Source organism: Aeromonas lusitana (assembly GCF_002812985.1).
GTDB lineage: Bacteria > Pseudomonadota > Gammaproteobacteria > Enterobacterales > Aeromonadaceae > Aeromonas > Aeromonas lusitana.
The window spans coordinates 17775-39602 of record NZ_PGCP01000024.1; the positions used below are offsets into that span (position 1 = coordinate 17775).

A 21828-nucleotide genomic window follows, 5' to 3' on the forward strand; every position below is an offset into this window, starting at 1 on the left:
CTTTCGAGATCCTGCTCACAGTTATCGGGAGGCAAGATCGCTAGATTGGCCCCATCTTATCCAGCCGGATCACGACCATGCTGACTCAACTGTTGACCGAAGAGGTCATCTCCATCGAAGCGGGGGCCCGCGACTGGCGCCATGCCATCGAACTCGCCACCGCCCCCCTGCTGGCCAACGGCACCATTGAGCCCTCCTATGTGGCGGCGCTGTACCGCTCCCACGAAGAGCTCGGCCCCTACTATGTGCTGGGCCCGGGCCTCGCCATGCCCCATGCCCGCCCGGAAGACGGGGTCAACCGGCTGGGGCTGGGGCTGACCGTGCTGAAAGAGGGGGTCAATTTCGATTCGGAGGGCAACGACCCGGTCCAGCTGCTGGTCACCCTGGCCGCCAGCGACAGCAACTCCCACGTGGAGACCATAGCCCAGCTGGCCGAGCTGTTCATGAATGAAGAGGACGTGGCGGCCATCATAGCGGCCGACACCAAAGACGACATTTTGCGCATCCTGGCGCGCTATTGAGCGGCGCCCTGCGCCCTGACAGAGGAAGAGACAATGAAAATTCTGGTTGTATGCGGACACGGCCTGGGCACCAGCCTGATGATGGAGATGAGCATCAAGAGCATCCTGAAGGAGCTGAATGTGGCTGCCGAGGTGGATCACCGGGATCTGGCCTCCGCCGGTAGCGAAACCGCCGAAATCTTCGTCGCCACCCGCGACATCGCCGAACAGCTCACCAGCATGGGGGTCAACGGCCGGCTGGTGTCGCTGGACAACATGGTCGACAAGGCCGCCATGAAGGAGCGGCTCTCCGCCGCCCTGCGTGAGCTAGGCGCACTCTGAGTTCGTGACTCTGCGGCCCGGGGGCCGCTTCTTCCATTGATTGGAGCTGACCATGGAATTTTTCAATTTTCTGATGTTTGACGTGCTGTCGGAGCCGGCCGTGCTGGTCGGCCTGATCGCCCTTATCGGCTTGATTGCCCAGAAGAAACCCGTGACCGAGTGCATCAAGGGCACGGTCAAGACCATCATGGGCTTCGTCATCCTGGGGGCCGGCGCCACCCTGGTGGTGAACTCCCTCGGTGACTTCGCCACCATCTTCCAGCACGCCTTCGGCATCAAGGGGGTGGTCCCCAACAACGAGGCCATCGTCTCCATCGCCCAGCAGTCGTTCGGCAAGGAGATGGCGATGATCATGTTCTTCGCCATGCTGGTGAACATCCTGATCGCCCGTCTCACCCCTTGGAAGTTCATCTTCCTGACCGGCCATCACACCCTGTTCATGTCCATGATGGTGGCCGCCATCCTCTCCGCCGGCGGCATGAGCGGCATCCCGCTGATCGCGGTGGGCAGCCTGGTGGTCGGTGTGACCATGGTGCTGTTCCCGGCCATCGCCCACCCCTACATGAAGCAGATCACCGGTTCGGACGAGGTGGCGCTCGGCCACTTCTCCACCGTCTCCTACGTGCTGGCCGGCTGGATCGGCGCCAAGTTCGGCAACAAGGCCCACAGCAGTGAAGAGGTGCAGGTACCCAAGAGCCTGCTGTTCCTGCGTGACACCCCGGTGGCCATCTCCTTCACCATGGGCATCATCTTCCTCATCACCTCCGCCTTCGCCGGCCCCGAGTTCGTGTCCAGCGTCGCCAAGGGCAAGCACTGGTTCATGTTCTCCCTGATGCAGTCCATCACCTTCGCCGCCGGTGTCTACGTCATCCTGCAGGGTGTGCGCATGGTCATCGCCGAAATCGTGCCAGCCTTCAAGGGGATCTCCGACAAGCTGGTACCCAATGCCAAGCCGGCACTGGACTGCCCCATCGTCTTCCCCTATGCCCCCAACGCCGTGCTGATCGGCTTCCTGTCGAGCTTCACCGCCGGCCTGGTGGGCATGGTGCTGCTCTACCTGCTGGGGCTCACCGTCATCATCCCGGGGGTGGTACCGCACTTCTTCGTCGGCGCCGCCGCCGGGGTATTCGGCAACGCCACCGGCGGTCGTCGTGGCGCCCTGCTTGGTGCCTTCGCCAACGGCCTGCTGATCACCTTCCTACCGGTGTTCCTGCTGCCGGTGCTGGGGGATCTCGGCTTTGCCAATACCACCTTCAGCGATGCCGACTTCGGCGTGGTGGGCATACTGCTCGGCCTGATCGTGCGCTGATCGCACCGATAGGTTGTCGACAAAAGGCACGGCCCAAGGGTCGTGCCTTTTTCGATCCGCACTCCGAATGCCCAACAATTAAACAGGGGCGGGAAAATATGGCCACCACAGTGCTTGGGATCGGATTTTCACGCCGTCGCGGCAGCATCTGACCACCTAGTGCGATATGCTGTTGTGCTGACGTCCAACAACGACCTCACTTGAGGCCTTCGCCATGAAATACCTAGTAGTACAAACCAAACAGATAGGGGACGTGCTGATCTCCACGGCACTGTGCAACAACCTCAAGCAGCATGATCCCGCGGGGGAAGTGCATTATCTGGTCATGGATTACTGCGCGGGCATGGCGGAGGGCAATCCCAATATCGACAAGCTGCTCATTATCGAGAAGGCGCGCCGCAACGAGTGGCGCTACATGAAAGAGTTGCTGATGGGGATCCGCCGCGAGCGTTATGACGTGGTGATCAACAGCCAGGGTCAGATGATAGGCCTGCTGACCTGTCTGCTGTCAGGGGCCGGATTGCGCATCGGCTTCGACTCCTTCCCCTGGCGACTCGGCCATAACCGCATAGTGCGGTTTCGTAAAGATACGGAACATCAGGGCAACAGCACCCTGGTTGACGACAGATTCTCACTGCTAAAACCCCTCGAACTAGCACAAGAGGATCGCAACTATTATCTCTGGCTGAGTGAGGCGGAGAAGCAACGGGGACGCGAGAGCCTGCAGGCCGCTGGGGTCGATCTGGAGAGGCCGCTCGTCGCCATGGGGGTCAATTCCCTTGGTCACTACAAGCGCTGGCCCATCGATTGCTTCGCCGAGGTAGCGCGTTGGCTCATCGAGGAGCACAACGCCCAGACCCTGATCTACTGTGGGCCTGGGGAGGAGGAGTACAACCGAGGCCTCAAGCCACTGCTGCCAGCGGCGCTGCAGGCCAGCGTGTTTGACCATATCCAGACCCGCTCGGTGCGGGAACTGGTCGGCCTCTTCGCCCACTGCCAGCTGTTTGTCGGCAACGACACGGGCCCACGGCACATGGCGCAGGCCATCAGCCTGCCGCTGCTGACCATAGTGGCCCCGGGCGGCGACAAGATCATCGCCAACCCGGTGAACCACCCCCGGTATCAGGCCATCGATATTTTCGATGCCAAGGGGGCGGATTATCAGTTGCCAACCCAGGAGAAGGACTTCTTTGATGAAGCCCTGTTCCGCTCAATTACACCTGAGCTGGTTATTCAGCGGCTAGCGGCTCTGCTTGCTCAGTCACAGGCAGCAGACTAGCTAACGCCTCGCAGACGGCCCGGTTATCGACATTATTCATGTCGGCATTCAGGCCAGGGGAGTCACTGAACAGGATCCGGACCCGTGGCGTGCTGGTCGGCAGCCACTGGTTGAACGTCTCGCCGTGGCGCGGATAGATAGCCACCAGCGGCTTCTCCAATCCGACGGCGATATGCACTATGGCGGTGTCCACCGACAGCACGGCCCTGCACTGCTGGACACAATAGATAGCATCATCTATGGTTTTTACGCCCTCCAGCAGAATAACATTGCCAACCGAACTGTCCCTGACCATGGCCTCCGCCGCAGCATAAGTCGCGGGTGAGGAGAGCACTCCGAAACGGTGGGCGGCGAACTCGGTTGCCAAGGTCTTCAACAACGCAACCATCTTGGCGTGCGAGAACGACTTGTACTGGGTGCTGCCGAAGGGGTTGATGAGAATCAGATCATCACAGGCCGAGGTCACATTCCCCTTCCCTGCCACTGGGATCATGTACTGCTGATCTACTTCTTTCGCACCCAGCAGTGACAGCAGATAGCGATATTTATCCTGGAACAGCATGCCCGCGGTCGCCCTGGACAGCTTCACATTGACGCGCCCGATACTGTCGTCGAGGGAGGCAACATTGGTCGGCGAGAGTTTGTGCAGGAGATAGAGATCCTTCATCTTCATCCCCTCGGTGAGATGTATCACCAAATCGACATGGGGAATGGCTGACGCCATCTTGCCGATGGCACCGTAGCCGGGTCGCTTGTTGATCTCGATGACCTCATCAACCCCGAAGCAATCCCGATACAGGCTGGCCAGGGCTGGGGTCGTGATAACCGTCACTTTCTTGTTGCCCGGCAGCTTTTTTATCTCCCGGAAGAAGAAGGAGGAGATATAGGAATCCCCCAGCTTGGCATCCCAGCGGACCACCAAGATATGATTGATCTCCCCCTGGATACTGAGTGGTATCTTCTTGTCAAACAAGAGAATGCCCAGGGCTCTGCGCACCCGATCACGTAGTAACTGCAAATAACCGATCACTATCAAACCCCGTCATCGGTCACATGCGGACCATAGTTGCGATCATCGATCGTGGTATCAAATAAACCGACATCCATACAGCAGGGCTCAATACCGGAGGCAGTCAAGCCATTGAGTTGCAGCCGGCCGGTCAAATAATCTGATGGCATCCGAACGGGGTAAGCTTTTTCCAATAACTTCTTGGCGCCCACCAAGGTCAGTATATAACCCGCCGTCGAGATTATTCCGCGCTTGGAGTTGCGACTCGGTGAGATATATCTTGCAAGGCGATATCCTTCCGGCATTTTTGTCATCCACGGCCAGGACTTCACCTTGCCATGATGCAGGAAGACAATCTCAGACTGACATGCCGATATGGCCTGCGATACGATGGTTTTGAAATGACCGTGCAGATAAATATCGTCTTCCAAGACAATACAGCGCTCTATATTTTTGGCAACCATCATCTCATATATACGGATATGGCTCATGGCACAGCCCACTTCCCCCAAACTCAGGTCATGGCCACAAAATTGCTTGGCGAGAGGGAAGTCTACCTGCTTAAGTTCATCCTCAGGGATGGTCTTGCCATCCACCGCATCGAAAAATGAAAACTCTATTGCTCGGCTATCCATATGTTGCTTGATAAAGGCACGCCGTTCCTGGCTTCTAACCAGGCTGATAACAAATACAGGGATCATGATGCTTTCTTTTCCATATTGAATTCGATGGCACACCAGCAGAAAACCAGACTCAGCGCATATAGATACAGCGTATTTTGATGCTCAAATGGCACATCGCTTAAGGCACTGATGGCAAACGATAGCGGTATCATAGTATATGGGGAACCCCATCCAGCCTTTTCTACTATCAGCTTCATTGGGTAAAACAGGAAGATCATCAGAGCCAGGATCCCTACCACACCCCGAATAATCAAATTCTGCATATACTGGCTATGGGCATGCGCCAGAGCAGGGTCCATCACCAAGGGAGACACAAGCCCCCGTGATATTTGCTGCTCTTTAACAACGGTAAAGCCGTCAGTGCCAACCCCAATCAGGGGTGATTCCAGGAATCCTAACCAGGCACTCTCCCATGCCACAACGCGTAACCCCCATGAAGAGTAATATGTCCCTCCTTCAATCCCCTTCATATCGGAAACTGCCTCGGCCATTCGCCCCTGTACAATAGTATTTGTCTGATAAATACCACCAGCCAAGGCCACTAACAGTAAAGCAACAAATGTATATTTAAATGGTTTATATAGAGACTTATATATTATTAAAATACCAATCACAGCACCCAAAGCTAGCCATACACCACGACTCTGGGAAAGATAGAGAGCAAGCAAAGACGCGCTTAAGGCGACCAAAGAACCGATCTTCATCCAACATATTTTTCTTGCTCTGATGAACAGACACCAATTTAAGATAACCAAAGTCAAAGCAGCCTGTGAAAATAAAATAGCATTGGTAAAGCCTTCTACTCTGACAATACCATTTTCATACTGCCAAAGACTCAATAGACCCAACCCAATACCACCAACCAATATGGCAATGCAGCCCACTGAGAGCAGTATCTTTTTTCTGGGCATCAGCAGAGAGAACACGGAAACATAAAACAGACTTCGCATGACCCCATACTGATCTCCATGAATGATTCTGTTTATCAAGATTACTACGGCGTAGAAGATAAACACCCAAATGAGGCGTCTATCGGTAAATAAAACATCCTTCTTCCCCCCGATAAAATAGTTAAGCAAGCCAAGCACACCAGACGCAACCAACAAGTTCGACAGAATGCTCTGGCCGGAAGGAACCAGAAACAAACCACAGAATGAAAATGCAATCGTCAGCGCAAAAGCGGCTGTTGTTACCTTATCGAGAAATTCAAGAGGCTTAATAGACATCAACGCTTATTTCCTGAAGACATAATTACCACGGATCTTGCGCCACAGCCCGAACACATCGGTGCGAGGGAAGATGGCGATCCGGCGGATCTGAAGCGGATCCTGATGCATGGCTCTGGGGCCGCTGTTGGTGGCCACAGCATAACGATAACCGGCGGAGCTAGCCTGGGCTTTCGCATCATCATTCAGATCCCCGTAAGGGTAGGCAAAAGATACCAGTGAATGACCAAGCAGCTGCTCCAGCCTCTGTTTGTTAGCCCGTATCTCATGAGCCTGTTGCTCGGGTGCCAACTTGCTCAGACGCGGATGGGTCAAGGTGTGACCCCCTATCTCGATATGCTCAGATGCCCCCAGCATGCGAATTTCGTCGGCATTCATCAGGGACACTGGCTTGTCGGGGTGAGTCGGGTGTGCCACATCCCAACGATTGTGATCTTCACCTGTGACTATGTACACCACAGCTTTGTAACCATATTTTTCAAGCAGTGGCAGCATGCGGGTGAGGTTGTCCCGATAACCGTCGTCGACTGTGATCATCAGGTACTTCTTGCCATATTGCAGGCGGTGGATAAACCCCTTGTCCGCCAAGTCCCTGAAGGTCAGCGTCTCGTAACCGAGCCACTTCATCAGCTTGAGGTGCTTCTCAAACATGGCGACGGGCAGCCAGGTGCCATGAACTCCCTTTTCGCTCTCGTGCTCGATAAAACGGTGATACATGATGACCGGCATCTCACGGCGCAGGGTCTCCACCACAGCATCCTGATAGATGGATTCCAACCCGGTCACTACCTCTTGCAAGCCATATTCCTGCTGGATGCGCTGGCGCAGCTGTTCAGACACGCCTTTGCTGGCCAGGGCCGAGACAACCTGGGGCTTCAGTGCGGCAAAATCGATCGCCAGATCCTGAGGCCCTATGTCGCCGAAGTTGCTGGCCAGCGCCTCATCCAGATTGGATTCGTCCACCAGCCCGATGGCCTTGGCCTCACCGATGGCGAAGGCCGGACGGCCACAGAGCAAGGCTTCCATCGCAACACGCCCAGCACCGATCACCAGATCGCAACCAGCCAACAAGGTGGGAACATCGTCCACATAACCAACGAATTCGGCCTTTTCTTTGAATCTGGCAAAGCGCTCCGGCACCTGAGTGCCGCTGACGACCAGCACCTGGCAAGCCTCCAGATCCAGTACCTCATCCAGCAGGCGATAACAGAGCTCTCCCTTGGGGCCGCTCAACCGCCCTATGATGGCGATCACCGGCTTGGGATTCTCCGGCGCCGCCACAGGCTGGAACTTGTCGGTCTCGATGCCGTTGCGCAGTACCTGCACCTTGGCCGGATCTACCCCCAGGTTATTGATGATTTGGTGGGCAATATCCTCGCACACCGCCACCGCCCGATAGCCGAGCGCGTGGAAGGCCTTGCGCGACGCGTGCACCGGCTGACGACCGTGAACCGTGGTGATCATGGGCGTGCCGGTCAGCTTGCAGGCCACATAGCTGCTCCAACCGGAGGCGCGCGAGTGAGCGTGTACCAACTGGATATGGTGTCTCTTGATGAGATAAATGAGGTAAAACACATGCCAGAAGCGGCGCAAGATGCTGCGCTTGTTGAAACGCAGCTTGAACACGGGCCCTTGGGTGGGCTTGGTCAGGGTGTCTGAAACATAGAAGACATTATGACCGCGTCGGGTCAACTCGTTGCCAACCGTGGTGGCATAGACCTCAGCGCCCGTCACCTCGAGCTGGGAGAGTGCCATCAATATATTCATAGTTATCCAACTCACGACTAAGGTTGCTCATCCGCTCTGTCACACTACCATCATTCTTTGGTAACTGTGCCTGACAAGACTCGAGCAACTCAGGGTTAGGTATCGAGTAGATGCTCGACATCATTCATGCTGCGTTTGAAGCTGAATATGTCGGCCCTATGCCTGGATAAATTGGCATAACGTTCGCGGATCCCCTGATCTTCCAACAGGATTTTTATCCCTTTGGCCAAGGCCTGAACATCGTTGATGGGCACCAAGTAACCAAACTCACCGTCATTCAGCGCCTCTTTCGGGCCTGTACATGCCGTCGAGATGATGGCCTTGCCAAGTGTCATGGCCTCTACCAGTACCACAGGATATCCCTCATAACGGGAAGACATCACAAAGAGATCGCTACCCGTAATATAGGGGTAAGGATTGTCCTGAAACCCCAACAAGCTGGTGTGATCGCTCAGCTGATGTTCTTGGATATATTTCTCCAACGCCACTCTGTCCGATCCTTCACCAAGAATGGTCAGATGGTAGTTCATCCCGGCGGCAATATTCTGACGATGTGCAGCCAACAAGAGATCGAATGCTTTTTGTGAATTAAGTAATCTGCCAATGGCTAGGACGTTCAATCCATCCCCAACCTTGATGCTCTCCTTCCCCTTGGCAGCGATATAACTTGTATCGATCGGGTTATAAATCACCGAAATATTGCTCTCGAGGGCAGGATGGAGATTCAGGACGGATTGCTTGACCCCTTCCGACACGCAGACGACCTCATCCATCTTTTCATACACCACCTTTTCAACCGCTCGAGGCAGAGTATGGTGCCGTTCAAGGTCGATATGAACCCAGGCTATTTTTTTCCGGGGGCCGTTGAGATAGGACAGCAGCAGGCTCGCATCCCCTTCCAGAAAAGAGACGCCAACATCGAAATAATCGGGAATCAGAACATTGGCCAACCATGCTTTGGCCAGAATCAGGGAGTACCATCTTTTCTTCAGGGAATAAATGATCCCACGGCGCAGAAAACCCGTTGGCTCAGGTCCCAACAAATATTTTACCTTGATATAACTGGGCAATGTAGACAGATACACACCTTCATACCGCAGCAGCAATAGTGTTATTTCATATTTAGCTTCATCAAGATGATTGAGTATGTTGACCAGTACTTTCTCGGCTCCCCCGCCCTCCAGTGTCTCCATCAAGAACAGCACTTTTTTCTTCATACTAGAAATCACATAATTTAAGGCGTGAACAAAGAATACAAGGGCTACCCGATATAGGGGTAGCCCTTGTTACTGAAAAAAATTACATCAAGCCCGGTTCAGCCAGGCCATGTAATCGGCCACGCCTTCGGCCACCGTCTTGAACTCGCCGTTATAACCGACACCGCGCAACTTGGTGAGGTCAGCCTGGGTGAAGCTCTGGTAACGGCCCTTCAGGTGATCCGGGAAGGGGATGTATTCGATGGCGCCCTGCTGGTGATGCTTGATCACCGCCTCGGCCACGTTCTGGAACGGCTCGGCACGGCCGGTACCACAGTTGAAGATGCCGGAGTGCTGCGGATTCTGCCAGAACCAGAGGTTCACCTTGCAGACGTCGTCCACATAGATGAAGTCACGCATCTGACCACCGTCAGGGAAGCCATCACAGCCCTCGAACAGCTTGGGGTTGTCACCCTGCTTCACCTGGGTGTTGAGGTGGAAGGCAACGGAGGCCATAGAGCCCTTGTGCTGCTCACGCGGGCCGTAGACGTTGAAGTACTTGAGACCCACGACCTGGGAGTTGATCTCCGGCATCCAGCGACGCACATACTGATCGAACAGCTGCTTGGAGTAGCCGTAGACGTTGAGGGGCTGCTCGAACTTGGGATCTTCGATGAAGTTGTCGTTGCGCCCACCGTAGGTAGCGGCGGAAGAGGCGTAGATGAAGGGGATCTCGCGCTCGATGCAGTAGTGGAACAGGTCCTTGGAGTACTCGTAGTTGACCTCCATGATGAACTTGCCGTTCCACTCTGTGGTGGCCGAGCAGGCGCCTTCGTGGAAGATCACCTCGATGCCGCCATCCCACTCCTCGAACTCGTCGCCGGAGACGATCCGCGCCTGGAACTCATCCTTGTCCATGTAGTCGGCGATAGTGAGATCGACCAGGTTGACGAACTTGGTGCCGTCGGTCAGGTCATCGATCACCACCACATCGGTCCGTCCTTGAGCGTTCAGCTGCTTGACCAGATTGCTGCCGATAAAGCCAGCACCGCCAGTTACTACGATCATGGAGTTTGCCTCGCGTACGTTGATGGCCACGTGTGACTGCCTGTTAAAGCTGTGTATAGTGAGCCAATTTGAAATTGCCGAAAAGTTTATCACGGGCCGCAAGGGGATTCGACCTCGATGACTTTCCCCATCTGGGGCCCGGCAGAGGGATCAGCGATGAAGACCAGAGACAGGATCATTCACAGCGCCACCGAGCTGTTCAACGATCAGGGTGAACGCAACATCACCACCAACCACATTGCCGCCCATCTTGGTATCAGCCCGGGCAACCTGTATTACCACTTTCGCAATAAAGAAGACATCATCCACTCCATCTTCGACCAGTATGCCCGCCACCTGAGCGAGAGCTTCACCCCGGCCCGCAGCAACGAGATCAAGCTGGAAGATCTGATGGGTTACCTGGATGCCATCTTCTACCTGATGTGGCAGTTCCGCTTCTTCTACGCAAACCTGCCGGACATTCTGAGTCGCGATGCCCCCTTGCAGCAGAAATACCTCAAGGCCCAGGAGCAGCTCAGAGCCGCCGTGGAGGCCCTGCTCAGGAGCCTGCGGGAGGGCGGCATCATAGCCGTCAGCGATAACGACCTGCCGGATCTGGGCCAGACCATCAAGATGGTGGTGACCTGCTGGATCCCGTTCCAGATAGCCCAGGCCCCCGCCACCCGCATCACCAAGCCCTTGTTGTATCAGGGGGTCTTGCGCGTGCTCTTCCTGCTGCGCCCCTATGTGCAGCCCCAGGTGGCTGAGCAGATCCGCCAGTTGGAACAGCATTACCACCAGCTGGCCCAACCAGCTGGGTGAGATCTGTTTCACAATTGTTGAATATCAGCACAATAATTTGAATTCATGGGCAGCGGTTGCAGTAAAATGTTGCCCATTCCAGGGTCTGCTGGCGTTTCGTCACGAAGGCCATGGGGCTCTCGCGACCAGACCAACCAACCAACCAACCAACCAACCAACCAACCAACCAACCAACCAACCAACCCTGATTACACAGCTAACACAGCGAATGAGGACCGAGGATGTCTAACGGATTCTATCGTCACCTGAGCGAGCAGCTCGAGCAGGTCAAAGCGGAAGGGCTGTACAAGCAGGAACGTATCATCACCTCGGCCCAGCAGGCCCAGATCGCGGTGGGCGGCGAGCAGGTACTGAACTTCTGTGCCAACAACTACCTGGGGCTGGCTAATCACCCCGAGCTTATCAAGGCCGCTCACCAGGGACTGGATAGCCACGGCTTCGGCATGGCCTCGGTGCGCTTCATCTGCGGCACTCAGGATCAGCACAAGGAGCTGGAGCAGAAGCTGTCTGCCTTCCTCGGTACCGAGGACAGCATCCTTTACTCCTCCTGCTTCGATGCCAATGGCGGCCTGTTCGAGACCCTGTTCGGCGCCGAAGACGCCATCATCTCAGATGCCCTGAACCACGCCTCCATCATCGACGGCGTGCGCCTGTGCAAGGCCAAGCGTTACCGCTACGCCAACAACGACATGGCCGAGCTGGAGGCCCAGCTCAAGCAGGCCAACGCCGATGGCGCTCGCTTCAAGCTGATCGCCACCGACGGCGTCTTCTCCATGGATGGCGTCATCGCCGACCTGAAATCCATCTGCGATCTGGCGGACAAGTACGATGCCCTGGTCATGGTGGATGACTCCCACGCGGTGGGCTTCATCGGTGAAAACGGCCGTGGCACCCACGAATACTGCGACGTGCTGGATCGGGTCGACATCATCACAGGCACCCTGGGCAAGGCCCTCGGCGGCGCCTCCGGCGGCTACACCTCCGGCAAGAAAGAGGTGATCGACTGGCTGCGTCAGCGCTCTCGTCCCTATCTGTTCTCCAACTCCCTGGCCCCCTCCATCGTCTCCGCCACCATCAAGGTGATCGACATGCTGGCCGAGGGTCACGCCCTGCGTGCCCAGTTGAAAGAGAACAGCACCTACTTCCGCACTCGCATGAGTGCCGCCGGCTTCACCCTGGCGGGCGCGGATCACGCCATCATCCCGGTCATGCTGGGGGACGCCAAGCTGGCCGCCGAGATGGCGAGCCGCATGCTGGTCGCCGGCATCTACGTGGTGGGCTTCTCCTTCCCGGTGGTGCCCAAGGGTCAGGCCCGCATCCGCACTCAGATGTCCGCCGCCCACACCCGTGAGCAGCTGGACAAGGCCATCGATGCCTTCATCCGCATCGGCCGTGAACTGGGCGTGATCTGAGCCCATGGCTGATTAATTAAAACGGGGGCCAAGGTTGGGCCCCATTTTATTACCCTCTCTCTTCGGCCACGCGCCCTGAGGAATGTTGTCATGAAAGCACTCTCCAAACTGAAATCCGAAGTCGGCATCTGGATGACGGACGTCCCGGCCCCCGAGCTCGGCCACAACGATCTGCTGATCAAGATCCGCAAGACCGCCATCTGCGGCACCGACATCCACATCTACAACTGGGACGAGTGGTCCCAGAAGACCATTCCGGTGCCCATGGTGGTGGGTCATGAATACGTAGGGGAAGTGGTCGCAGTCGGTCAGGAAGTGCGCGGCTTCGCGGTGGGTGACCGTGTCTCCGGCGAGGGTCACATCACCTGCAGCCACTGCCGCAACTGCCGTGCCGGCCGCACCCACCTATGCCGCAACACCATAGGCGTTGGCGTCAACCGCCCGGGCTCCTTTGCCGAATACCTGGTAATTCCGGCCTTCAACGCCTTCAAGCTGCCGGACAACGTACCCGATGAGCTGGCCGCCATCTTCGATCCGTTCGGCAACGCAGTGCACACGGCGCTCTCCTTCGATCTGGTAGGGGAAGACGTACTCATCACAGGGGCCGGCCCCATCGGCATCATGGCCGCCGCCGTCTGCCGTCATGTGGGTGCCCGTCACGTGGTGATCACCGACGTCAACGAATACCGTCTCGAACTGGCCCGCAAGATGGGCGCCACCCGCACCGTCAACGTGAGCACGGAGAAACTCTCCGACGTCATGACCGAGCTCGGCATGACCGAAGGCTTCGACGTGGGGCTGGAGATGTCCGGCGTCCCAAGCGCCTTCCAGGACATGATCGACAAGATGAATCACGGCGGCAAAATCGCCATGCTCGGCATTCCCCCCGCCACCATGGCCATCGACTGGGGTAAGGTGATCTTCAAGGGATTGTTCATCAAGGGCATCTATGGCCGTGAGATGTTCGAGACCTGGTACAAGATGGCGAGCCTCATCCAGTCCGGGCTGGATCTCTCACCCATCATCACCCACAACTTCCATATCGACGATTTCCAGAAAGGCTTCGATGCCATGCGCTCCGGTCAGTCCGGCAAGGTCATCCTGAACTGGGATTGATATACCAGGCGCACCTTTCTCCTATTTGACCCAGAAAACCCGGCAAATGCCGGGTTTCTTTTTCCCTTTGCCAGCCTCACTCCGCCCTTCCCCTGCAGAAACTTTCTTCACAGATTGCTTAACACTTCACACACAAGCGTTTAAATGGCTGTAACTATTCGGTTATAATCCCGTCGTTTTCTAGGGATAATAAGAATCTGCTGGGAGTAGATGAGCGTGTTGAGAAAACTGAGCTATTTGTTGGCTGCCGGCATCACGGTCGCCAGTCTGTCCGGCGCCGTGTTCGCCGCCGATGAGATGTCACCGGAAGCCATCGCCGAGCGCATCGCCCCAATCGGTCAGGTCTATACCGCCAAGGATCTGGAAGGGATAGCGACCGCCGCTGCCGCCCCTGCTGCCGCATCGTCCGGCCCCCGCGACGGTGAGACAGTGTTCAAGGGAGCCTGCTTCGCCTGTCACGATACCGGTGCCGCCGGCGCCCCCAAACGCGGTGACAAGGCCGCCTGGGAGCCCCGCATCGCCCAGGGCTTCGATACCCTGCGCAAACATGCCATCGAAGGCTTCACCGGCAAGGCCGGCATGATGCCACCACGAGGCACCTGCGCGGCCTGTAGTGATGAAGAGATCGAAAACGCCATTCACTACATGATCGACAAGCTCTAAGTATTTGAAAGGGCTTCTATTGCGGCCCTTTCAATCTGTTTACTTCCGGCTACCCTTGAAGGTACGTTTATTCGGGAGTCTTGCATGTCAGCTCAGTCCACCCAACCGCACGACTCCACGCCCTTGCTGGCGACCGTCTCTTCCATCATGGATTTCCCCGCCCCTGGCGTCGCCTCCCCCGGAGACTACGCCAGCCTGATGCAGCAGCTGGACAGACTCTGCCCCCTGCAGCAGTTTGCCATGCTGGGGCTAGCCAACGCCGGCCTGCACTGGGTCTATGCCCATCAGCTCGCCGACGACTTCAAGCAGCAACTGGGGCGGGAAGAACCCCGTCTGACCGAGCAGCTCACTCAACTCGATGAACAACAGGGCTGGTGCGTGCAGCCGGTCGAGCACGGTGAGGTACAGTGGCTGCTGGCTCGCTCGACCCCGGAGCACCTGCCGACCCTGCGCCTGTTGCTGGAATGCCTGGCCAAGCGGCTGCACGAGACCCAGACCGGCGCCCAGCTGGCGGGCCAAGCCTCTCCTCTCATGCAGCGGGATCCCCACTGGCAACAGAAGATAGAAAAGATCAGCCGCATCATGCGCCTGGCCCACAGCCTGCCCCAGCATGCCCTCTTCTCCCAGCTGGAAGCCGTACTGCGCCAGATGCTGGCGGTCAGGGACATGCTGCTCGTCCGGCTCGATAGCCAGCGCCTTGAGCCCTTGTATCCGACCCAGCTCTCCTATGACGACAACGCCATCCGAGCGCTCTGCCACAGCACCAACAGTGTCGAGCGGCAGGAGGCAGGGCTGCACTGGTACAGCCTGCCCCTGCGCCAGCAACAGCAGTACTTTGCCCACCTGCTGATCAGCACGGTCCAGCCCCTGGAAACCGACGATCGCCTGTTCCTCGACTTCCTGCGCCATCAGTTAACCCTGCTGCTCGAGCTGAAACGGGTGCGGCAACAGCTGGACGAGATCAACTCGGAAGAGTCCATCAACCAGCGGCTGCAGCAGATGCGCCAGACCAACTTGCGGCTGCAAAAGCAGCTCAAGCAGCATCAGGAGCTGGAACGCCGGCTGCAATTCAATGCGCTGCACGACCCCCTGACCCAGCTGCCAAACCGGGCCCTGCTGATGAATCACCTCCATCACGCCATGACCCGCTATCGTCGCTACCAGAATTTCGGCTTCACCCTGATCTTCATCGACGTGGATCATTTCAAGCAGGTCAATGATGCCCTGGGCCACGGCGCCGGCGATCAGCTGCTGCAGGAGCTGAGCAAGCGGCTGCAGGGCTGCATCCGCCAGAACGACATGGTGGCCAGACTCGGGGGGGATGAGTTCGTCATCTATCTGGACAACAGCCAGCAAGAGGAAGACGTCAGCCCGGTGCTCAATCGCCTGGTCAGCCGGGTCTCCCATCCGTTCCGGTTACAGGGCAATGAGCTCGCCATCACTGTGAGTCTGGGGGTCGCCAGCGTGTCTGAGCAGACCGCGGACATCAGCGAGCTGCTGCATCAGGCCGATCTGGCCATGTATCAGGCCAAACGCAACGGCCGCAGCCGCATCGTCAGCTACTCCGAGGACTGCACCGGTCATGCCGGCTCACCGGAGGAGCTGCTGACCAAGGCCTTGCGCGAGGGCAAGATAGTGCCCTACTTCCAGCCGGTGATCCGGCTCGAAGACAGCTGCCTGACCGGGCTCGAGGTGATGGCGCGCTGGATAACGGAGGAGGGGGAGCTGAAAGATGCCTTCGACTTCATTCCACTGGCGGAGCAGTGCGGCCTCATCCAGGAGCTGGACCGGCATATCCTCAGGCGCACCTGCCAGCAACTGAAGCTCTGGCTGCCGGTGTCGGGCCCGAGCCGCTTCAAGATCGCCATTAACCTGTCCGGCAAGCATCTGGCCTGCCGCGAGCAGATCATGCAGCTGGTCAGCATCATAGAGGAGGAGAGGGTACTGCCGAGTTACTTCATCTTCGAATTCAACGAGCGGGAGCTTTCCAGGCAGAGCATCGACTCACTCACCTCCTTGCATGAGCTCAGGGCCAAGGGCATCCAGATCAGCCTGGATGATTTTGGCACCGGGTTTTCCTCCCTCAACGCCCTGTTCCACTTCCCGGTGGACTACATCAAGGTGGATGACAGCTTCACCCACCGCATGCTGAACTCCCCCAAGGACCTGGCGTTGATCCGGGCCATGCGGGACATCTGCCACGATCTCGACTTCACCCTGGTGGTCGAGGGGATCGAGAACCAGCAGCAGTTGCAAAAACTGATCGAGCTGGGCTGCGCCATAGGCCAGGGGCGCCATATCTCGCCCCCGCTGCCCGGCGCCGACATCACCCCACTGCTGGGTCAGGCGGACACGGCTTGACCCGGATTCAAGCCGCCGCGTTCGGCTGCTCTGCACTCAAGCCAGCGTGCCTTAATCCTTCTTGAACAAGGCCCGCAGGTTGGCGACCCCGACCTGCCCCTTCTGCTGGCGCTCCTCGGCGGTCACCTTCTTCTGGTTCTCCCACTCCAGGTCGTCCTGAGGCAATTCGAGCAGGAAACGGCTCGGCTCGGGCCGCACCGATTCCCCGTACTGGCGCCGCTCCTTGCAGAGGGTGAAGGTGAGCTCAGTCTGGGCGCGGGTGATGCCCACGTAGGCGAGGCGACGCTCCTCCTCCACGTTATCTTCATCTATGCTGGTCTGGTGTGGCAGCAGACCCTCCTCCATACCCACCATGTAGACATAAGGAAACTCCAATCCCTTGGAGGCATGCAGTGTCATCAACTGCACCTGATCCGCGTCGTCCTCCCCCTCGTTGCGCTCCATCATGTCCCGCAGCGTGAGTCGGGTCACCACCTGGGGCAGGGTCATGGGCTCGTCCAGCTCGTTGCCCTCCAGCATCTCGGTGATCCAGCGATAGAGGGTGGAGACGTTCTGCATCCGCATCTCGGCCGCCTTCGGGCTGGGCGAGGTCTCATGGAGCCACTCCTCGTAGTGGATCTCCTTGATCATGTCCCGCACCGCCTCCACCGGGTTGCCGCGCTGAGCCTCGTCCCCGAGCCGCACCAGCCAGTTGGTAAAGGCCTGCAGGGCGCTGAGCCCACGCCCCGACAGAGACTGCTCCAGCCCCAGCTCGAAGCTGGCGGCAAACAGGCTCTTGCCGCGCTGGTTCGCGTACTGACCGAGCTTCTCCAGGGTGGTGGGGCCTATCTCCCGCCGTGGCAGGTTGACCACCCGCAAAAACGCCGTGTCTTCGTCCGGGTTCACCAGCAGCTTGAGGTAGGCCATGATGTCTTTTATCTCGGTACGGGAGAAAAACGAGGTGCCCCCCGAGATGCGGTAGGGAATGCGGTTGGTCATCAGCGCCTTCTCGAAGATGCGCGACTGATGGTTGCCCCGGTAGAGGATGGCGTAGTCCTTGAAGCGGGTGCGGTTCATGAACTTGTGGCCCATCAGCTCGGCGGCGATGCGCTCCGCCTCGTGCTCCTCGTTCTTGGCGAACAGCACCTTGACCGGCACCCCGTAGTCGAGCTCGGAGAAGAGCGCCTTGTCGAACACGTGGGGGTTGTTGGCGATCAGGATGTTGGCGCACTTCAGGATGCGCCCCTTGGAGCGGTAGTTCTGCTCCAGCTTGATGAGCTTGAGGCTCGGGAAGTCCTCGTTCAGCAGCACCAGGTTCTGGGGCTTGGCGCCGCGCCAGGAGTAGATGGACTGGTCATCGTCCCCCACCACAGTGAAGCGGGCCCGCTCGCCGACGATCTGCTTCACCAGCTCGTACTGGCTGGTGTTGGTGTCCTGATACTCATCGACCAGCAGGTAGCGGATCTTGTTCTGCCAGCGGGTGCGCACCTCCTCGTTGCTCTTGAGCAGCAGGGTCGGCATCACTATGAGATCATCGAAATCCAGCGCGTTGTAGGCCACCATCTGGCGGTGATAACGCTCGTAGAGCTGGGCCATCAGCACCTCTTCCGGCCCCTGGGCGATGCGCATGGCGCGGGCCGGCAGTATCAGGTCGTTCTTCCAGTTGGAGATCTGGCTGATGAGGGCGGAGAGCTTGTCCTTGTCGTTGTCGAGCTCGGCTTCCGTCAGTTCCTTGAGCAGCGCCAGCTGATCCGTGTCGTCGAACAGGGAGAAGTTTGCCTTGAGATTCAGGCTCTTGTGCTCACGACGTATGATGTCGAGGCCCAGGGTGTGAAAGGTGGAGACCATGAGCCCCCGCGCCTCCTTGCGGCCCAGGGTCTGGCCGACCCGCTCCTTCATCTCCCGCGCCGCCTTGTTGGTGAAGGTGACAGCCGCGATATTGCGGGCGTTATAACCGCACTGCTGCACCAGATAGGCGATCTTGTTGGTGATGACGCGGGTCTTGCCCGATCCGGCGCCCGCCAGCACCAGGCAAGGGCCGGAGACGTGCTTGACCGCTTCGTTCTGATTGGGGTTGAGCTTCATGGGCCGGATCTCTTGGCTTATGATGAGGGGCGGCATTGTAACAGAAATCCGTGGTGCGGCCGTAACCGCCACCGACCGGCCCCATCGCACGGCTTGTGTTTGGCCGCCAATTTCAGGATCATGACCGACTTTTCCAGCAGATGACGAGGGGAGCATGAACCAGCAACAGCACGCCCAGCTGCGCAGCCAGTTTCCGGCCTTGGCGCAGGAGGTCAACGGCCACCCCCTGATCTATCTGGACAACGCCGCCACCACCCAGAAACCCCAGGCAGTGCTGGACGTCATCGCTCACTACTATCGCACCGACAACGCCAATGTGCATCGCGCCGCCCATGCCCTGAGTGGTCGCGCCACCCGCGCCTTCGAGGATGCTCGCGAGACGGTCGCCCGCTTTATCAATGCTCCTGACAACCGGGAAGTGATCTGGACCCGGGGCACCACTGAGGCCATCAACCTGGTGGCCCAGAGCTGGGGGCTTAGCGAGTTGCGGGCGGGGGACGAAATCGTGCTCAGCACTCTGGAGCACCACGCCAATATCGTGCCTTGGCAGCTGATCGCCCAGCGTACCGGCGCCATCATTCGGGTCATTCCGCTGGATAAGCGTGGGGATCTCGATATGGATGCTTACCGTGCCCTGCTGGGACCTCGTACCCGGCTGGTCAGCGTCGCCCATGTCTCCAACGCCCTCGGCACCGTCAATCCGGTGAAGGAGATAGTGGCGGCCGCCAAGGCGGTGGGTGCCCTGACCCTGATCGACGGCGCCCAGGCCGTCGCCCACCTCGAGGTGGATGTGCAGGCCATCGGCTGCGACTTCTACGCCTTCTCCGGCCACAAGCTTTATGGCCCAACCGGCATAGGTGTGCTGTGGGGACGAACCGAACTGCTGGAGCGCATGCCCCCCTGGCAGGCAGGCGGCGAGATGATCGACCGCGTCAGCTTTGCGGGTACCACTTTCAATGCACTACCGTTCAAGTTCGAGGCGGGCACCCCTCATATCGCCGGCGCCATCGGCCTCGCCAGCGCCATCGACTTCATCACTGTGCTGGACAGAGCCGAACTGGTTCGCCATGAAGAGACGCTAACCGACTATCTGGTGGCGGGGCTGCGGCAGGTGCCGGGTCTGCGCCTTATCGGAGAACCAGAGCAGCGGGCGGGCGCTGTCTCCTTCCTGCTGGACGAGATCCACCCGCAGGATGCGGCCACCCTCCTCGACATGCAGGGCATAGCGCTACGGGTCGGCCATCACTGCGCCATGCCGCTGATGGAGAACCTTGGCATCGGCGGTACCATGAGGGCCTCGCTGGCCTGCTACAACAACCAGGATGACGTGGATGCCCTGCTGGCAGCCCTGCACAAGTTAAGTGACTTCTTCTAAGGCGGATGATTGAAATGAGTGAGCTCGCAACCTACACCCAAATCGGCCAAGAACCTGACGCCGATACTATCCGGCAACAGTTTGCGGCAGCCAAGGGCTGGGAAAACCAGTACAGGCTCATCATCCAGCTCGGCAAGTTGCTGCCCGCGCTGCCCGCCGAATGGCAGACCGAAGAGAACCGTCTGAAAGGCTGCGAGAGCCAAGCCTGGTTGAAAGGTGAGCAGAGCGAAGACGGCCGCTGGCACTTCGCCTGCGACTCCGATGCCCGCATCGTGCGCGGCCTTATCGTCATCGTGCTGGCTGCGCTCAATCACCAGAGGGCGGAGACCATTCAGGCCTTCGACATCGACGGCTATTTCGCCGAACTGGGGCTGGAGAAACACCTGAGCCCGTCGCGGGGCAACGGCCTCAGATCCATAGTGCAGGGCATAATGATGCTGGCGGCTGCCTGACGTACCGTGATAAAAGAGCACATCCAGAAACGAAGAGAGCGCCCAGGGGCGCTCTCTTCGTTTCTGTGTTGTCTGCAAATCTACTCGGCTGACTTCTCGGCCCGAGCGCCCCGTTCGGCAATCTTCTTCAACACGCGGGAGGCGGCCACCAGGCCGAAGGTCGCCGTCACCGGCGTCACGGCCCCGAAACCGGAGGCACAATCCATCTTCATGTTGCCGTCGCTGCTCGCCTTGGCCTGGCAGGTGCCACCATTGCCGTCGGGATAGCTCAACTGCTCGGTTGAGAAGACACACTCCACCCCGAACTTGCGGGCCGGATTCTTGCTGAAGTTATGCAGACGGCGCAGATCGGATCGCACCTTGGCCGCCAGCGGATCCTGAATGGTCTTGGCAAGGTCAGCGACGGTGATCTGAGTTGGGTCCATCTGCCCGCCGGCGCCGCCCGCCACTATCACGGGGATCTTGTTGCGCTTGCAGAAGGCGATCAGCGCCACCTTGGCCTTGACCGAGTCGATGGCATCCACCACATAGTCGAACTCTTTCTTGATATGCTCGGCCAGGTTGTCGGCGGTGACGAAGTCATCCACCTCGATCACCTCGCAATCCGGGTTGATGGCACGGATGCGCTCGGCCATCACCTCGGTCTTGAGGCGACCGACTGTGCCCTGCATGGCGTGTATCTGGCGATTGGTGTTGGTGATGCAGATGTCGTCCATATCGATCAGGGTGATCTGGTTGATACCGGCCCGGGCCAGCGCCTCAGCAGCCCAGGAGCCGACGCCGCCGATCCCGACCACACAGACCCTCGCCTGACTGAAGGAGCTAAGCGCGCTCTGGCCATAAAGACGGGCAATGCCCCCGAATCGCTGTAGATATTCTGCTTTCATACCACCACCTTGCTTGAGGGCGGCCATTATAGCGGCAACGACGACTCGCGACATCATCGGATGAGGTGGTATGGATACAGGAAGAGGGGAAGGAGTAGCAGCGAGTGCTGGATTTTGGATATCCAAAATGAAAAAAGCCCTGAACTTGCGTTCAGGGCTTCTTAAGTAGTGGCGGAGCGGACGGGACTCGAACCCGCGACCCCCGGCGTGACAGGCCGGTATTCTAACCAACTGAACTACCGCTCCGCATTTGGTTAGCCTTTAGCTAAATCTTTTGCCGTCTCATAGAGGTGTCATCCTCTTGGCCAATCGTGCAAT

The 21828-nt window shown here is 58.2% G+C and carries 19 protein-coding genes and 1 tRNA gene; 11 read left to right on the forward strand and 9 right to left on the reverse strand.

The genetic code is table 11. The features are described 5' to 3' along the window. Positions 1-77: 77 nt before the first annotated feature. From CUC44_RS15195 to CUC44_RS15210, 4 genes are all read left to right on the forward strand, one after another. Positions 78-521, forward strand: a complete 444-nt coding sequence (locus tag CUC44_RS15195) for a PTS sugar transporter subunit IIA (RefSeq protein ID WP_100860733.1) — start codon at positions 78-80, stop codon at positions 519-521. A 33-nt stretch (positions 522-554) separates the two neighbouring features. Next, a complete protein-coding gene (locus CUC44_RS15200; protein ID WP_100860734.1) occupies positions 555-842 on the forward strand; it encodes a PTS sugar transporter subunit IIB in 288 nt (95 codons plus the stop codon). 52 nt (positions 843-894) lie between these two features. After that, positions 895-2151 carry a PTS ascorbate transporter subunit IIC gene (locus CUC44_RS15205; protein ID WP_100860735.1) on the forward strand — a complete coding sequence of 419 codons (1257 nt, stop codon included), beginning with the start codon at positions 895-897 and terminating at the stop codon, positions 2149-2151. Positions 2152-2365: 214 nt separating this feature from the next. Then, positions 2366-3430, forward strand: a complete 1065-nt coding sequence (locus CUC44_RS15210) for a glycosyltransferase family 9 protein (protein ID WP_100860736.1) — start codon at positions 2366-2368, stop codon at positions 3428-3430. Here CUC44_RS15210 and CUC44_RS15215 read toward each other — a convergent pair. The 6 genes from CUC44_RS15215 to rfaD form a co-directional block, all read right to left on the reverse strand. Next, positions 3381-4460, reverse strand: a complete 1080-nt coding sequence (locus tag CUC44_RS15215; protein ID WP_100860749.1) for a glycosyltransferase family 9 protein — start codon at positions 4458-4460, stop codon at positions 3381-3383. The genes CUC44_RS15210 and CUC44_RS15215 overlap by 50 nt on opposite strands. 2 nt (positions 4461-4462) lie before the next feature. Continuing rightward, positions 4463-5140: a glycosyltransferase family 25 protein gene (locus CUC44_RS15220; RefSeq protein ID WP_100860737.1), complete on the reverse strand. Its 678-nt coding sequence runs from the start codon at positions 5138-5140 to the stop codon at positions 4463-4465. Continuing rightward, complete coding sequence (locus CUC44_RS15225; protein WP_425266324.1) at positions 5137-6351, reverse strand: O-antigen ligase family protein; 1215 nt, start codon at positions 6349-6351, stop codon at positions 5137-5139. Before CUC44_RS15225 ends, CUC44_RS15220 begins: the two co-directional genes overlap by 4 nt. Before the next feature lie 3 nt (positions 6352-6354). After that, entirely contained in the window at positions 6355-8115 is a 1761-nt protein-coding gene (locus tag CUC44_RS15230; RefSeq protein WP_100860739.1) for a bifunctional glycosyltransferase family 4 protein/polysaccharide deacetylase, read from the reverse strand. Positions 8116-8210: 95 nt separating this feature from the next. Next, entirely contained in the window at positions 8211-9332 is a 1122-nt protein-coding gene (locus tag CUC44_RS15235) for a glycosyltransferase (protein ID WP_100860740.1), read from the reverse strand. A gap of 87 nt (positions 9333-9419) precedes the next feature. Further along, positions 9420-10379 (reverse strand): ADP-glyceromanno-heptose 6-epimerase, encoded by a 960-nt coding sequence (gene rfaD / locus CUC44_RS15240; protein WP_100860750.1) that lies wholly within the window; start codon positions 10377-10379, stop codon positions 9420-9422. 156 nt (positions 10380-10535) lie between these two features. Between rfaD and CUC44_RS15245 the strand changes: the two genes are divergently transcribed. The 5 genes from CUC44_RS15245 (at position 10536) to CUC44_RS15270 (ending at position 16732) form a co-directional block, all read left to right on the forward strand. Further along, positions 10536-11180 (forward strand): TetR/AcrR family transcriptional regulator, encoded by a 645-nt coding sequence (locus tag CUC44_RS15245; protein WP_100860741.1) that lies wholly within the window; start codon positions 10536-10538, stop codon positions 11178-11180. Positions 11181-11401: 221 nt separating this feature from the next. Then, positions 11402-12592 carry a glycine C-acetyltransferase gene (locus CUC44_RS15255; protein WP_100860742.1) on the forward strand — a complete coding sequence of 397 codons (1191 nt, stop codon included), beginning with the start codon at positions 11402-11404 and terminating at the stop codon, positions 12590-12592. A gap of 90 nt (positions 12593-12682) precedes the next feature. Then, a complete protein-coding gene (gene tdh / locus CUC44_RS15260; RefSeq protein ID WP_100860743.1) occupies positions 12683-13708 on the forward strand; it encodes an L-threonine 3-dehydrogenase in 1026 nt (341 codons plus the stop codon). A 210-nt stretch (positions 13709-13918) separates the two neighbouring features. Beyond that, the gene (locus CUC44_RS15265) at positions 13919-14371 is read left to right on the forward strand and encodes a c-type cytochrome (protein WP_167388923.1); all 453 of its coding nucleotides are present in this window, start codon (positions 13919-13921) and stop codon (positions 14369-14371) included. An 84-nt stretch (positions 14372-14455) separates the two neighbouring features. Beyond that, complete coding sequence (locus CUC44_RS15270; protein WP_100860744.1) at positions 14456-16732, forward strand: putative bifunctional diguanylate cyclase/phosphodiesterase; 2277 nt, start codon at positions 14456-14458, stop codon at positions 16730-16732. Between the two features lie 51 nt (positions 16733-16783). On the opposite strand, the gene rep is transcribed toward CUC44_RS15270, so the two are convergent. Continuing rightward, positions 16784-18796 carry a DNA helicase Rep gene (gene rep, locus CUC44_RS15275; protein ID WP_100860753.1) on the reverse strand — a complete coding sequence of 671 codons (2013 nt, stop codon included), beginning with the start codon at positions 18794-18796 and terminating at the stop codon, positions 16784-16786. A 154-nt stretch (positions 18797-18950) separates the two neighbouring features. Between rep and CUC44_RS15280 the strand changes: the two genes are divergently transcribed. Both CUC44_RS15280 and CUC44_RS15285 read left to right on the forward strand, forming a co-directional pair. Continuing rightward, the gene (locus CUC44_RS15280) at positions 18951-20171 is read left to right on the forward strand and encodes an aminotransferase class V-fold PLP-dependent enzyme (RefSeq protein WP_100860745.1); all 1221 of its coding nucleotides are present in this window, start codon (positions 18951-18953) and stop codon (positions 20169-20171) included. A gap of 14 nt (positions 20172-20185) precedes the next feature. After that, positions 20186-20623, forward strand: coding sequence for a SufE family protein (locus CUC44_RS15285; protein WP_100860746.1), 438 nt, complete (start codon positions 20186-20188; stop codon positions 20621-20623). Positions 20624-20703: 80 nt separating this feature from the next. On the opposite strand, the gene tcdA is transcribed toward CUC44_RS15285, so the two are convergent. After that, a complete protein-coding gene (gene tcdA / locus CUC44_RS15290) occupies positions 20704-21510 on the reverse strand; it encodes a tRNA cyclic N6-threonylcarbamoyladenosine(37) synthase TcdA (protein ID WP_100860754.1) in 807 nt (268 codons plus the stop codon). 169 nt (positions 21511-21679) lie between these two features. After that, positions 21680-21756, reverse strand: a tRNA-Asp gene (locus CUC44_RS15295). Positions 21757-21828 lie beyond the last annotated feature (72 nt).